Origin of the sequence: Pseudomonas sp. SK, from assembly GCF_012975065.1 — a bacterium.
Lineage (GTDB): Bacteria > Pseudomonadota > Gammaproteobacteria > Pseudomonadales > Pseudomonadaceae > Aquipseudomonas > Aquipseudomonas anuradhapurensis.
Window position 1 is genome coordinate 463,180 of record NZ_CP051857.1, and the last position, 14,317, is coordinate 477,496.

General features: G+C 64.2%; 12 protein-coding genes. 5 read left to right on the forward strand and 7 right to left on the reverse strand.

The window, feature by feature from the left end; genetic code table 11:
• Positions 1-2: 2 nt before the first annotated feature.
• The 6 genes from HG549_RS02015 to HG549_RS02040 all read right to left on the reverse strand — a co-directional run bounded on the left by HG549_RS02015 (position 3) and on the right by HG549_RS02040 (position 7,277).
• The gene (locus HG549_RS02015) at positions 3-869 is read right to left on the reverse strand and encodes a symmetrical bis(5'-nucleosyl)-tetraphosphatase (RefSeq protein ID WP_170027950.1); all 867 of its coding nucleotides are present in this window, start codon (positions 867-869) and stop codon (positions 3-5) included.
• Complete coding sequence (gene apaG, locus HG549_RS02020) at positions 869-1,249, reverse strand: Co2+/Mg2+ efflux protein ApaG (RefSeq protein ID WP_170027951.1); 381 nt, start codon at positions 1,247-1,249, stop codon at positions 869-871. The genes HG549_RS02015 and apaG overlap by 1 nt, the downstream gene beginning before the upstream one ends.
• Before the next feature lie 143 nt (positions 1,250-1,392).
• Entirely contained in the window at positions 1,393-2,193 is an 801-nt protein-coding gene (gene rsmA / locus HG549_RS02025) for a 16S rRNA (adenine(1518)-N(6)/adenine(1519)-N(6))-dimethyltransferase RsmA (protein WP_170027952.1), read from the reverse strand.
• Positions 2,190-3,179: a 4-hydroxythreonine-4-phosphate dehydrogenase PdxA gene (gene pdxA, locus HG549_RS02030; RefSeq protein ID WP_170027953.1), complete on the reverse strand. Its 990-nt coding sequence runs from the start codon at positions 3,177-3,179 to the stop codon at positions 2,190-2,192. Before pdxA ends, rsmA begins: the two co-directional genes overlap by 4 nt.
• Positions 3,176-4,495, reverse strand: coding sequence for a peptidylprolyl isomerase SurA (surA, locus tag HG549_RS02035; RefSeq protein WP_170027954.1), 1,320 nt, complete (start codon positions 4,493-4,495; stop codon positions 3,176-3,178). Before surA ends, pdxA begins: the two co-directional genes overlap by 4 nt.
• Positions 4,476-7,277 carry an LPS-assembly protein LptD gene (locus HG549_RS02040; protein WP_170027955.1) on the reverse strand — a complete coding sequence of 934 codons (2,802 nt, stop codon included), beginning with the start codon at positions 7,275-7,277 and terminating at the stop codon, positions 4,476-4,478. Before HG549_RS02040 ends, surA begins: the two co-directional genes overlap by 20 nt.
• Positions 7,278-7,407: 130 nt before the next feature.
• On the opposite strand from HG549_RS02040, the gene HG549_RS02045 reads away from it, so the two are divergent.
• The 3 genes from HG549_RS02045 to HG549_RS02055 are packed head-to-tail and all read left to right on the forward strand — an operon-like array spanning position 7,408 to position 9,864.
• Positions 7,408-8,427, forward strand: a complete 1,020-nt coding sequence (locus tag HG549_RS02045) for an aminoglycoside phosphotransferase family protein (RefSeq protein ID WP_170027956.1) — start codon at positions 7,408-7,410, stop codon at positions 8,425-8,427.
• Positions 8,424-9,095, forward strand: coding sequence for an N-acetylmuramate alpha-1-phosphate uridylyltransferase MurU (murU, locus tag HG549_RS02050; RefSeq protein ID WP_170027957.1), 672 nt, complete (start codon positions 8,424-8,426; stop codon positions 9,093-9,095). Before HG549_RS02045 ends, murU begins: the two co-directional genes overlap by 4 nt.
• A 1-nt stretch (position 9,096) precedes the next feature.
• Entirely contained in the window at positions 9,097-9,864 is a 768-nt protein-coding gene (locus tag HG549_RS02055) for a TerB family tellurite resistance protein (protein ID WP_170027958.1), read from the forward strand.
• 96 nt (positions 9,865-9,960) lie between these two features.
• Here HG549_RS02055 and HG549_RS02060 read toward each other — a convergent pair whose 3' ends face one another.
• Positions 9,961-10,953, reverse strand: coding sequence for an alpha/beta hydrolase family protein (locus HG549_RS02060; RefSeq protein ID WP_170027959.1), 993 nt, complete (start codon positions 10,951-10,953; stop codon positions 9,961-9,963).
• 95 nt (positions 10,954-11,048) lie between these two features.
• On the opposite strand from HG549_RS02060, the gene HG549_RS02065 reads away from it, so the two are divergent.
• Complete coding sequence (locus HG549_RS02065; protein WP_170027960.1) at positions 11,049-13,436, forward strand: PAS domain S-box protein; 2,388 nt, start codon at positions 11,049-11,051, stop codon at positions 13,434-13,436.
• 7 nt (positions 13,437-13,443) lie between these two features.
• On the forward strand, positions 13,444-14,076 hold the full coding sequence (locus tag HG549_RS02070; protein ID WP_170034010.1) for a response regulator transcription factor: 633 nt from the start codon (positions 13,444-13,446) through the stop codon (positions 14,074-14,076).
• Positions 14,077-14,317 lie beyond the last annotated feature (241 nt).

Here is a 14,317-nt window from a genome sequence, read left to right on the forward strand (position 1 = left end):
CTTCAGGTGTGGTCGTTGAGTGTAGTGGGTTGTGCCGGTTGGCGCAGGGTGCCGTCGTCGGCACAGTCACAGCGGTGGTATTCGCCGCTGTCGACGTTGTACAGGGTCATGGCGCCACCCCATACGCAGCCGGTGTCCAGGGCAATGATGCCGGGTTCGTCAACCTGGCCCAGCAGGGCCGCCCAGTGGCCGAAGATGATCTTCACATGGCGTGAGCGGCGCTCCTTGTGGGCAAACCAGGGCTTGTAGCCTTTGGGGGCGGTGTCCAGGCCTTCCTTGCTCTTGAGGTCGAGCTTGCCCTCGGCAGTGCAGAAGCGCATGCGCGTGAGGTAGTTGGTGATCACCCGCAGGCGTTCGACGCCGCAGAGGTTCTTGCTCCACTTGTTCGGCTCGTTGCCGTACATGCCGTCCAGGTACTGCTTCAGGCGGCTGTCGTCGCGCAGCACCTCTTCGACTTCGCCGGCCAGGGCCAGGGCCTTGCCCAAGGTCCATTGCGGTGGAATACCGGCGTGGACCAGGGCAATACCGCGGGGCTCGTCGTAGTGCAGCAGCTTTTGCTGGCGCAGCCAGTCGAACAGCTGGTCGGCGTCGGGCGCTTCGATGATTTCGCGCAGGGTGTCGCTTTTCTTCAGGCGCTCGACGTTATGCCAGACGGCCAACAGGTGCAGGTCATGGTTGCCCAGCACGCAGACCAGCGACTGGCGGATCGAATAAAGGAAACGCAGGGTTTCCAGCGACTCGGGGCCACGGTTGACCAGGTCGCCAACCAGCCACAGGCGGTCGACGGCGGGGTCGAAACTGACGCGTTCGAGCAGGCACTTGAGTGGTTGCAGGCAGCCCTGCAGATCTCCGACAGCGTAGGTAGCCATCAGTGCAGCGCCCCGGGCACCGCCAGGCGGAAGGGGGCGATCTGGGCATCGAAGCGCTTGCCGTCTTCGGCGAACATCTGGTAGCTGCCCTGCATGGTGCCTACGCGGGTGCTGATGACGGCGCCGCTGCTGTAGGTGTGGCTCTGGCCGGGGGCGATGTTGGGCTGCTGGCCGATAACGCCGGCACCGCGTACTTCCTCGACCTCGCCGTCACCGTTGGTGATCAGCCAGTGGCGCGACAGCAGCTTGGCATTGAGCGAGCCGTTATTCTGCACGGTGATGGTGTAGGCGAAAGCGAAACGACTGTTTTCGGGGTCGGATTGTTCTTTGAGGTAGCGGGTCACGACGCTGACGTCGATCTGATAGCGGGGGTCGGACATGCAAGGGCCTTGGGAAAACTGACGCAGTAATGCAGTCTAGGCCATTGAGCGGGGGGAGGGCCAGCGGTGTGGCGGCTTGGGGATATCTATAGTCGGTACCGGCCTCTTCGCGGGCGTGCCCGCGAAAAGGCCGATCCAGGCGGTCAGGCCTGCTGGTCGGCCAGTTGGTCAGCCAGGCGCACGAAGGCCGCCAGGTCCAGCTGTTCAGGGCGCAGGCTGCCGTCCACACCCGCAGCCTCGATGGCTGCGCTGTCGAGCAGGCCTTTCATGGTATTGCGCAGGGTCTTGCGGCGCTGGTTGAACGCCTCGCGTACCACGCGCTCCAGCAGTTGTGCATCCTTGGCCGGATGTGGCAACACCTCGTGCGGCACCAGGCGAACGATGGCCGAGTCCACTTTCGGCGGTGGGTTGAAGGCGCCAGGGCCAACGTTGAACAGGTGTTCGACGCGGCAGTGGTACTGCACCATGATCGACAAACGCCCCCAGTCGCCACCGCCAGGGCCGGCGGCCATGCGCTCGACCACTTCCTTCTGCAACATGAAATGCATGTCGCGGATCAGCCCGGCGTGGCTGAGCAGGTGGAAGATCAGCGGGGTGGAAATGTTGTAGGGCAGGTTGCCTACTACCTTCAGGCTGCGCGCTGGCACGCCCAGCTGGTTGAAGTCGAACTTCAGGGCGTCGCCCTGGTGCAGGCGGAAGTTGCTGCGGTCGGCGAACTTGTGCTGCAGGATCGGCACCAGGTCCTTGTCCAGTTCCACCACGTCCAGCTGTGCGCCGCTGCCCAGCAGGCCTTCGGTCAGGGCACCCTGGCCAGGGCCGATTTCCAGCAGGTGTTCACCAGCCTTGGCGTTGATGGCACGCAAGATGCGGTCGATGATGCCGGCGTCGTGCAGGAAGTTCTGGCCGAAGCGCTTGCGCGCCCGGTGTTGGTATTGCTCGTTCATGGTCGGTTCTCGGCCATCTGGTAGGCGGTGTCCAGCGCGACGCGCAGGCTGCCGGTGTCGACCTTGCCGGTAGCGGCAAGGTCCAGGGCGGTGCCGTGGTCAACCGAAGTGCGGATGATCGGCAGGCCCAGGGTAACGTTCACGGCTGCGCCAAAGCCTTTGTACTTGAGTACCGGCAGGCCCTGGTCGTGATACATCGCCAGCACCGCATCGCAGTGCTCCAGATATTTGGGGGTAAACAAAGTATCAGCCGGCAGCGGCCCGCGCAGGTCCATGCCCTCGGTGCGCAGGCGGGCCAGGGTCGGCTCGATGATGTCGATTTCCTCGCGGCCCAGGTGGCCACCTTCACCCGCATGCGGGTTGAGGCCGCACACCAGGATGCGCGGGTTGGCAATGCCGAACTTGTCACGCATGTCTGCATGCAGGATGCGGGTCACGCGTTCGACGCGTTCGGCAGTGATGGCGTCGGCAATGTCGCGCAGCGGCAGGTGCGTGGTCACCAGGGCGACGCGCAGGCCGTGGGTGGCCAGCATCATCACCACTTGCGCGGTGTGGGTCAGTTCGGCGAGGAATTCGGTATGCCCGGAAAAGGCGATGCCGCTTTCGTTGATGACACCCTTGTGCACAGGTGCGGTGATCATCCCGGCGAAGTGCCCGTCCAGGCAGCCTTGCCCGGCGCGGGTCAGGGTTTGCAGCACGAACGCGGCATTGGCCTTGTCCAGCTGGCCCGGGATTACCGGGGCCGCCAGGGGCGTGTCCCATACGTACAGGCTACCCGCCGGTGCCGGCTGCTCGGGCCATTGGCCCGGCGCTACCGGCAACAGCTTGACGGCCAGCCCCAGCTGCGTGGCCCGCTCGGCGAGCAGGTCACGGCTGGTAATGGCGATCAGGGGGTGGGGCTGGGCGTCTGCAGCGAGCAGCAGGCACAGGTCGGGACCTATGCCGGCTGGCTCGCCGGGGGTGACGGCGAAGCGCAGGGGCTTCACGGGGCGGCCTGGTCAGCGCCAGGCAGCTTGATTTCGACGTAGGCTTCGTCGCGAATCTGGCGCAGCCAGGTTTGCAGCTCTTCGTCGTACTTGCGGTTGCGCAGCACGTTCATGGCTTGCTGTTCACGCGCCTGCTCGGTGCTGTCGGTGGCGCGGCGGCCCAGCACTTCGAGGACATGCCAGCCGTACTGGGTCTTGAACGGACGGGTGACTTCGCCTTGGGTGGCGTTGGCCATCTGCTCGCGGAACTCCGGTACCAGGCTGTTCGGGTCGACCCAGTTGAGGTCGCCACCGTTGAGCGCGGAACCCGGGTCTTCCGAGAAGCTCTTCGCCAGTTCGCCGAAGTCCTCGCCGTTCTTGATGCGCTCGTACAGGCGCTCGGCCAGTTGTTCGGTGGCCGCTTCGCTGCGGATTTCGCTCGGCTTGATCAGGATATGGCGTACGTGCACTTCGTCACGCAGCACGTTCTCGCTGCCGCCGCGCTTCTCCTCGAGCTTGAGGATGATGAAGCCGTTGGGGATGCGGATCGGCTGGGTGATTTCACCAACCGGCATGCTGCTGAGCATCTTGGCGAAGTCCGGTGGCAGCTGGCCGGCTTTGCGCCAACCCATCTCACCGCCTTCCAGGGCGTTTTCGCTGGCCGAGTGGGCAATCGCCATCTGGCCGAAATCGGCGCCCTGGCGCAGTTGCTGGTACAGGTCACCGACCTTGCGTGCAGCCTTCTGGATATCGTCCGAGCTGGCCGCTTCCGGCGTCGGGATCAGGATGTTGGCCAGGCGGTACTCTTCCGACATCTGCATCTTGCCCAGGTCGGAGTTGAGGAAGTTCTTCACTTCCTGCTCGGACACCTGGATGCGTTCGGCCACACGACGCTGGCGCACGCGGCTGATGATCATCTCGCGCTTGACCTGCTCGCGGGCGTCGTCGAACGACAGGCCGTCGCGGGCCAGGGCGGCACGGAACTGGTCCAGCGACATGCCATTGCGCTGGGCAATGGTGCCGATCGCCTGGTTCAGTTCTTCATCGGTGATGCGGATGCCGGAGCGTTCGCCGATCTGCAATTGCAGGTTCTCGACGATCAGGCGCTCCAGTACCTGCTGGTCCAGCGCGCCGGCAGGCGGCATGCCGCCACCGCGCTTGGCGATGGTTTGCTGAACTTCGCGGACGCGCTGGTCGAGCTGGCTTTGCATGACCACGTCGTTGTCGACGATGGCCACCACGCGATCAAGAGGTTGTACCGCGGCATGCACCGCGCCACTCAGCAATGCGACGCCCAGCAACGCTGGGCGCAGTCGATCAATAAGCTTGGTCTTCACGTTCACGGTAACCTTGAATGCCTTGGTCGAGGAAAGATTCGACCTTGTTGCCGACTACACCACCGAGGCCCTTCAGGACGATCTGAAGGAAGATGCCATGGTCGCCTTTCTCGTTCTGCGGAAGCGCCTGGCTGAAGTCGTCGTAGTCGATCCAGTAACGGTTGATCAGGCGCAGCTTCCAGCAGCAGTTGTCGTACTCGAAACCACCCATGGCTTCCAGGGTGCGGTTGCGGTTGTAGTCATGCTGCCAGCGCGCGATGACGCTCCACTGCGGAACAATCGGCCAGATGACCGAGAAGTCATGCTGCTGGATCTTGTAGTAGTCCTTGATGTAGTTGGGACTGCCTGGGGTGCCGTAATCGCCGCCGCCCACTTTCCAGGTACCGGTCGCGGAGTCGTAGGCGATGGTGTCGTTACGGTAGCGATAACCGAGGTTGACCACCTTGTTCGGGTTGTCTTCAGGCTGGTAGTGGAACATCGCGCTGCCCGAGCGTGGGCTGCGAGTGTCCGGGTCCCAGTTGTAGGCCGAATTGAAGCGCCAGTCGCGGTTGAAGTAGTAGTTGTACAGCAGCGCGTAAGGCGACACGTCGGACTGCGAGTCGGCGCGGGTGCGGTAGTCGATACCCGGCAGCTGGACTTTGCGATCCTTGAAGTAGTACGCCTGGCCGATGCTGAAGTTCTGGCGTTCGAAACCGTTCTCTTCGATCCAGCGGGTGGTCACGCCCAGCGACAGCTTGTTCTCGTCACCGATGCGGTCTATGCCGCTGAAGCGATTGTCACGGAACAGTGAGTCGTAGCTGAACAGGGTTTCACCCGTGGCGAACAGTGGAATGTCCTTCTGGTCCTCGTAAGGGACGTAGAGATAGAACAGGCGTGGCTCGAGGGTTTGCTTGTAGTTGGTGCCGAACAAAGACGTATTACGGTCGAAGTACAGTCCGCTGTCCACACTGAAGATTGGTATGTCGCGATTCAGCGAGCTGTTGTAGCTACCGTACGCAGGATTGGCGGATTGCGCGATTGCCTGAGCTTTACCCTCGCTGTCCAGATCCAGATCGTAGTGAGTGTACGCATACTTGAGCTTAGGGGTGAGGTAGCCATAACTGGCTTCCATTGGCAGGCTGATAGATGGAGCAACGTTGAAGCGGTTGCCGTTGGCGCGAGCAATGCCCCGTACGTTCTGATCCAGGCGACGACCTGCCGCACCTGCTGAGAAGTCGGGGTTGCCGTCTTCATCAAATACGAAATCATCTTTCAGGTCACGTTCGAAGCGCACTGCCTCGGTTTCGTAGCCAATGTTGAGTCCGCTAGGCTCATAAGGAAGCTTGCCATTGAATGTAATCTGCGGCAGGCGATTATAAGGAGTTATCTTGGAGATGGTGGCCATCTCATAGGCGTGCAAATTCAGGCGGGCCTGGTAGCTATCGCCACGGTAGGTCAGTGTGCCCCGCTGATTGAGCAAATCTTTCGACTCAACACCAATCTGGTCGGTTTCCAGGTCCTGGAAGTAGAACGGATCGCTGATGTCGGTGTAGTCCACCTCGGTCATCAGGCGCTCGTCCAGCCCGCCCTTGTGCTGCCAGTTGACCATCCAGCGCTGTTCTTTGTAGTCAGTCTGGTCTTTGCGGTCGTCGTTCTTGTCGTTGAGGTACGCACCACCGAACTGGCCTTCGCTGGAAGGCGTCAGGTAGCGGAACTCGCCTTCCATCAGCAGGCCGCGCTTGGTCATGTAGCGCGGGTACAACGTGGCGTCGTAGTTCGGCGCCAGGTTGAAGTAGTACGGCGTGACCAGCATGAAGCCGGTGTCGCTGGTGCTGCTGAACGATGGCGGCAGGAAGCCGGACTGGCGACGGTCGTCGATCGGGAAGTAGATGTACGGTGTGTAGAACACCGGGAAATCCTTGACCCGCAGCGTGACGTTGGTCGCGGTACCGAAGCCGGTGGCCGGGTTCAGGGTGATGTTGTTGCCCTTCAGCTGCCAGGCGTTGCTGCCCGGTTCGCAAGTGGTGTACGTACCGTCCTTGAGGCGGATGATGGCGTTTTCGCCACGCTTGGCGTACAGGGCGCTGCCGCGGATGTGCGACTTGTGCATCACGTATTCGGCGTTGTCGACCTGGGCTTCGCCAGTGTCGAGCTGGATCTGCGCCTCGTCACCGACTACCAGCGAACCGTTGTCACGGATCTTGACGTTGCCCTTGAGCTCGCCACGGTTTTCGGTCTGATAGAGGTTGGCCTCGTCGGCCTCGGCCTGCATGCTGCCCTGGCGCATCACCACGTCACCGGCGAGGGTAGCGATCTGCTGCTCCTGCTGGTACTTGGATACCTTGGCGTTGATGTAGGTCGGCGACTCGTCCTTCGGCGTGGTGTCGGCCATGCCCGGGCGGGTTGGCTCGATGTACGCGCCACCACAGTACGGGCCGGTTTCGGCCAGCTGCGCGGCAGTGAGCTTTTCTCGCGGTACCCAGTCCAGGTGGCTGTAGTCTTCGCTGCGCGACTTCAGGGCGCGGCCCTTGGCCTCGGTGACCAGCATCGGCCGGTCCGCAGTTTCGCCTTCGTTCGCGGCTTCGGTGCCGGCGCTGACGGCAGCACCCTCATGCACCGGGCGCGGTGGCAGGTTGTTGACTGGGGTCTTGGGCTTGCAGTCCCAACCACCGGAGGCGGACACTTGGCAGTCGAACTGTTCGGCTGCCACCACGTACGACGTGGCCAGAGGTTGCAGGGCCAGCAGACCGCCGGTTACCAGCAACGGAAACTTTCTACGAAACGCGGGGGATTTCAATGCCATCTTATTAGTCCGGGCTTCCTGCGTGCCATCTGCCCGCGTGTGGGGCCGCACGCCTCTCGATGGTCTGAAAAAGATGCTGGATAATAAAGCATGACCCGCTTGACGGCTAGGGCCGTCGGAGACCCTTGTAATGCCTGAACACGATGTACGCCTGCAACAACTGACGGTCTGGCTCGATGAGCAGCTCAATGATCTTTTCCACAGAAACGCCTGGGGCGAAGTGCCCGCAGGCAGCCTGACCGCGGCCAGCAGCGACGCCAGCTTCCGTCGGTATTTCCGCTGGCAGGGCGCTGGGCACAGCTTCGTGATCATGGATGCGCCCCCGCCACAGGAGAATTGCCGACCGTTCGTCGCCATTGACCACCTGCTGGCCAGCGCCGACGTGCACGTGCCGCTGATTCACGCCCAGGACCTGGAGCGCGGCTTCCTGCTGCTGGGCGACCTGGGCCACCAGACCTACCTCGACATCATCGATGCCGACAACGCCGACAGCCTGTTCGCCGACGCCATCGACGCCTTGCTGGCTTTCCAGCGCCTGCCGATGGACGCAGCGCTGCCCAGCTACGACGACGCCTTGTTGCGCCGCGAAGTGGAGCTGTTCCCCGAATGGTACGTGGGGCGTGAGCTTGGCCTGGCCTTCAATGATGCCCAGCAAGCCACCTGGCAGCGGGTCAGCCAGCTGCTGATCGACAGTGCCCTGGCCCAGCCCAAGGTGCTGGTGCACCGCGACTACATGCCGCGCAACCTGATGCAGAGCACGCCCAACCCCGGCGTGCTGGACTTCCAGGACGCGGTGTATGGCCCGGTCACCTACGACATCACCTGCCTGTTCAAGGACGCCTTCATCAGCTGGCCGCAGGCGCGGGTCGAGGGCTGGCTGCGTGATTACTGGCAGCAGGCACGGGCTGTCGGCATTCCAGTGCAGGCTGACTTCGAGGCATTCCAGCGCGCCAGCGACCTGATGGGTGTGCAGCGCCACCTGAAGGTGATCGGCATCTTTGCCCGTATCTGCCACCGCGATGGCAAACCCCGCTACCTGGGCGACGTGCCGCGTTTCTTCGCCTATATAGAAGAAGTGATCGGTCGCCGGCCCGAATTGGCGGAGCTGGGCGAACTGATTGCCGAGTTGCAGGCCGGAGCGCGTGCATGAAGGCAATGATCCTGGCGGCAGGGAAAGGCGAGCGCATGCGCCCGCTGACCCTGCATACACCCAAACCGTTGGTCCCGGTCGCGGGTCAGCCCCTGATCGAGTATCACTTGCGCGCCCTGGCGGCGGCGGGCGTCAACGAGGTGGTGATCAACCATGCCTGGCTTGGCCAGCAGATCGAAGACCACCTCGGTGATGGCAGTCGCTTCGGCCTGAGCATCCGCTATTCGCCGGAAGGCGAGCCGCTGGAAACCGGCGGTGGCATCTTCAAGGCCTTGCCACTGCTGGGCGACGCGCCGTTCCTGCTGGTCAACGGCGATGTCTGGACCGACTATGACTTCAAGCACCTGCAGGCTCCCGTGCAAGGCCTGGCCCACCTGGTGCTGGTCGACAACCCGGGCCACCATGGCCGTGGCGATTTCCGCCTGGTGGGCGGCAAGGTGGTGGATGGTGATGACGCCCCTGGCACGCTGACGTTCAGCGGCCTCTCGGTGTTGCACCCGGCGCTGTTCGAGGGCTGCCAGCCGGGTGCCTTCAAGCTCGCGCCGCTGCTGCGCCAGGCCATGGCAGCAGGGCAGGTGAGTGGCGAACACTACCGCGGGCACTGGGTGGATGTGGGTACCCTCGAGCGCTTGGCCGAAGCCGAACGCCTGATCGGCGAGCGTGCCTGACATGTGGTGGCCAAGCACGGTGATTGGCGCCGGTGCCGGCTTTGCCGTTGCCAGCATCCCCGGTGCCTTGCTCGGCGCATTGCTCGGTCAGTTCATTGACCGCCGCCTGCGTTTGCAGGGCTGGGAAGACCTGCGCGAACGCCTGGGCGGGCGCCCGGCCTTGCAGGATGACGAGTTGCTGTTCGTGATGCTCGGTCGCCTGGCCAAGTGCGATGGCCGGGTGGCCGAGCAGCATATCCAGCAGGCGCGTCAGGAAATGGTGCGCCTGGACCTGGCCGAAGAAGCCCGGCTGCGTGCGATTGCCGCGTTCAATCGCGGCAAGGCGGGCAAGGACCGGCTGGGTGGGCACTTGCGGCGTATCCGCCAGCAGCCACATGCGGCGGAAGGCACCCTGCGGGCCTGTTGGCGCATGGTCTGGGCCGACGGCAAGATGGGCAACAAGGAGCGCGAGTTGCTGCTGGAATGGGGGCACAAACTGGGCCTGAGCAGGCGCCAGGTCCAGGCCATGTCGCTGGAGTACGAGCCGCGCAGGGCTGCCGGTGCCCGTGAGGTACCGATGACCTACGCGGCTGCGCTGCGGCTGCTGGCGGTCGAGGCGGACACCGAAGGCGACAAGATCAAGCAGGCCTATCGGCGGCTGGTCAGCCGCCACCATCCGGACAAGCTGGCGGGCACGGGGGCGAGCGAGGCACAGCTGCGTGAAGCCACCGAGCGCACCCGCGAGTTGCACCAGGCCTATGCCTTGATCCGCAAGCGGCGCGGCCTGTAAAAGCCTGCGCGGCACTTGTAGGAGCGGCTTCAGCCGCGATCACCGGCACAGCCGGTGCCATACACCGCGTCGCCTGCATCGCGGATAAATCCGCTCCTACAGACTCATCCACCCCCGCACCCGGCGGAACAGCTGCTCTTGTTCCGCTGCCTTGTTCCCCGGCATGGCAATCAGCGACAACTGCCGGTACTGGCTGTCCTTCTGCCGCTTGCTGGCCTGCAGGCGCTGCGCGGCCGCGCTGCGGTCGGCGCTGCGGGTGGCGTAGTAGATATCGGCAGTGGGCACTTTCAAGGTGGGAACCAGGCTTTCCAGGTCATGCTCCACCCGCGCCGGTGTCTGCGCAGCCACCAGCACCAGCTTTTGCACCTGCGGTGGCTGCTGTTCGCTCAGGTAGCGGGCCGCCCAATACGCGCCGCTGCCATGGCCAATCAACACGATGCTGCGAGCGTTATGCTGCTGGGCAAAGGCCACTGCAGCATCCAGGCGCGCGAAGATGCGCGCGGCATCGGCCGGGTCGGTTTGCTCGCTGGCCTGTGCGGCATCAGTGCTTTCTGCCGTGTCGGCATCGGCCGCAGTGGCCTGTGCGACATTGGCGTTGGCATCGGCTGGCAAGTCCTTGGCCGGGGCGCTTTCGCCCTGTTCTGGCGCTGGCTTGGCCGCCGGCTTGGCTTCTACCCGCGCCTGCGGGCTGTCGGCCAGCAGGTCGGGCAGGCTGATGCTCAGGCTGTGCCAGCCGACATCGGGGAACTTGCGCCGCAGCGGACCGACCGCGTTTGGCCAATCGGCCGTTTCACCGGCGCCGGGCACGATGATCACAGCCCCTTGCGGGTCGCTGTCGTTGGCCGGTTTCCACAGTGCCAGGAAGCTGTCGGCGCCGCCTTGCAGCGTCTGTTGCTCGGCCTTGGGCACCAGCCGTTCGAGCGCCTGGGCGTCCTCCTGGCTACGCTCCAGCAACGGCGGGCGCGGGGCTGGAGCAGCCGGGGCCTCGTTGGTGACAGGTGGTTGTTCGGCATCGGCGGCCGAGGCGCCGAGTGGAAGGAACGAGGCCAGGCAGCACATTGCCAGCGTCGTGCGATAAAGTGTGGACATGAGTCAACCCAAGGCCAGAATGATACCGGCAGCCTAATAGTATTTGCCCGTGACGGCCATGCTGCATGGCCGCCTTTGCCAAGACGAGCGTGTAGATGAAGCGAGTGCGTCGCCTGTTGGTTATCGGCTGTTTATGGCTGCCCTTGATTGCATTGGCCAGGCCCGAGGCACTGCCCTCGGTAGTGCTGGAGCCTGCCCAGCAGCAATGGCTGGACACGCATCGCAGCTTGCGCGTGGGCTTGGTGCTGCAGGCACCGTACGCGCAGTTCGACCGGCGTCTGCAGCAACTGTATGGGGCCAATGTCGAGTTGGTCAGCAGCCTGGCGCAAGCGCTGCAGCTGGACCTGACCTGGCGCAATTTCGCTGACCAGGCCAGCCTTGAGCACGCCCTGCAGGCGGGGGAGATCGACTTTGCCCCGGGCCTGACCCAGACCCCGGCCAGCTTGCGCCTGTGGCTGTTCAGCGACCCGTACATGCGTGTGCCGCAACTGGTGGTCGGGCCACGCACCGGGGCGATGGCCGTGGAGCTGGAAAGACTCGAGGTCGAGCAGCGTGTGGCGGTACGCATGCCCAGCCAGCTGGCGGACTACCTGCGCGCCAACTACAACAACCTCAACCTGCAAGGGGTGCCCAACGAGCGCGAGGCGTTGCAGCTGGTGGTGGGCGGCCAGGCCAGTTTCGCGGTGCTGGATGAAGCCCAGCTCAGCCGCCTGTCCCGCGAGAGCGAGTTCGGCGAGCTGGCAGTGGTCGGCGACATCGGTTTGCCGCAGTTGCTGCGCATCGGTTCGCGGCGCGACTGGCCGCTGCTGGCCGATGTGCTCGAGCGTGGCCTGCAGGCGCTGCCGGCCAAGGAGCTGGAGCAACTGCACCAGCGTTGGTTGCAACCGAAGTACCCACGCCTGAGCGAGTCGACCGGCTTCTGGCAGAACCTGGCCTTGCTGTCCGCCATGCTGTTGCTGTGCGCGCTGGCCACCCTGGTATGGCAGCGCCGACAGCAGCGCCAGCTGGAGCGCAGCCTGCTGGCCACGCGGGAAACCCTGGCAGAGCGACAGGTCCGCGAAGAAGCGCTGCGCCTGAGCCAGTTTGCCATTGACCAGAGCACCGTGGGCATCCTCTGGGTCAACTGGGACAGCCATGTACGCTATGCCAACCATGCCGCCGAACGCATGCTCGGCTATGGCGAAGGCGAGCTGCTGGAACGGCCGCTGAGCACCTTCGAGCCCAACCTGACCATGGATCGCTGGCTCGAGCTATGGAAGGGCGCGCGCGCCGGGGAGGTGGGTGTCGGCCAGTTTGAAACGCAGTGTCGGCGGGCCGACCAGAGCCTGCTGCCGGTGGAATTGTCGCTGAGCTTCCTGCGCTTTCGTGATTCCGAGTACCTGGTGGTCTACCTCGCCGATGTCACCGAGCGCCACCGCGCCCTGGCGGCGCTGCGCGAAAGCGAGGCGCGGCTCAAGGGGATTGCCGGCAACGTGCCGGGGCTGGTGTTCCGCCTCGAACGCGACCCGGCCGAGGGTGACCTGGAGTTCCCCTACATCAGCGAGGGCAGCGAGGCGCTGGTGGGCTATGCGCCCAGCGAGATCCAGCACCCGCAGATGGGCCTGCGCAACCTGGTGCACCCCGACGACCGTGCCGATTACCACCGGGTACAGGACCTGGCCCTGGCCAGCGACCAGGACTGGTCCTGGCAGGGGCGTATCCTCACCCGTCAGGGCGAACAGCGCTGGGCCGACATCAAGGCCAGTACCCGGCGCCTGGCCGATGGCCGGGTGGTATGGGATGGCGTGGTGTGGGACATCACCCAGGGCAAGCGGGCCGAGTTGGCGCTAGCCAAGTCCCAGGAGCAACTGCGCGAATTGTCGGCCCATCTGGAGAGCGTGCGCGAGGAAGAAAAGGCCCGCATCGCCCGCGAAGTGCACGATGAGCTGGGGCAGATGCTGACCGTGCTCAAGCTGGAAGTGTCGATGTGCGAACTGGCCTTCGCCGAACTGGACCCGGGCCTGCACGAGCGCCTGGACAGCATGAAGCGCCTGATCGCCCAGCTGTTCCAGCTGGTGCGCGACGTGGCCACCGCCTTGCGCCCACCGATCCTCGATGCCGGCATTGCCTCGGCCATCGAGTGGCAGGCGCGGCGCTTCGAGGCGCGCACGCAAATCCCCTGCCTGGTACAAGTACCGGATAATCTGCCAGCATTGAGCGATGCCAAGGCCATTGGGCTGTTCCGTATCCTGCAGGAGGCGCTGACCAACGTGATGCGCCACGCCCAGGCGCACAGCGTGGAGATCGAACTGGTGCATGAGCACGGGCAATTGCGCATGACCGTCAGCGATGATGGGCAAGGGTTTTGCCGCGACCAGCCCCGGCCTGCGTCGTTTGGCCTGGTAGGCGTGCGTGAACGGGTGCTGATGCTGGGCGGCAGCATGGCGCTGGATAGTGAACCGGGCGAAGGCACCAGCCTGAGCGTGGCCATTCCGTTGGAGTAGGAGAGCGATCGTGATTCGAGTGCTGGTGGCCGAAGACCACACCATTGTCCGTGAAGGCATCAAGCAGTTGATTGGCCTGGCCAAGGACATGCAGGTGGCGGGGGAGGCAGCTAACGGCGAGCAACTGCTGGAAACCTTGCGCCATACGCCGTGCGAGGTCGTGTTGCTGGACATCTCGATGCCGGGCGTGAATGGCCTGGAGGCGATCCCGCGGATCCGTGCCCTGCATGACGCGCCGGCGATCCTGATGTTGTCGATGCACGATGAGGCGCAGATGGCGGCGCGCGCGCTGAAGGCCGGGGCGGCGGGCTATGCGACCAAGGACAGCGACCCGGCGTTGTTGCTGACCGCCATTCGCCGGGTTGCTGCAGGCGGGCGCTATATCGACCCGGCGCTGGCCGACCGCATGGTGTTCGAAGTGGGCCTGACCGAGTCACGGCCGTTGCACACACTATTGTCGGAGCGCGAGTTTTCGGTGTTCGAGCGCCTGGCCCAGGGCGCCAACGTCAATGACATCGCCCAGCAGCTGGCGCTGTCGAGCAAGACCATCAGCACCCACAAGGCGCGCTTGATGCAGAAGCTGAAGGTGAACTCGCTGGCAGAGTTGGTGAAGTACGCCATGGAGCACAAGCTGGTCTGATTGCGACATGCCTGTTCTCGGAACTTGCCGAGGCCCCTGTGGGAGCGGGCGTGCCCGCGAAAGGGCCTGACCTGCGGATCTCTATGGCTGAACCTGCCCTTTCGCGGGCTTGCCCGCTCCCACAGGTTTGGCGGGTGGCTCGGATGAGCATTCCAAACCCGCCATCCTTGTAGGGGAATCCCTACAACAAATCTTCCAGCCGGATGATGGCATTCTCTCAGCACCCCCGATTTCCGGGCGC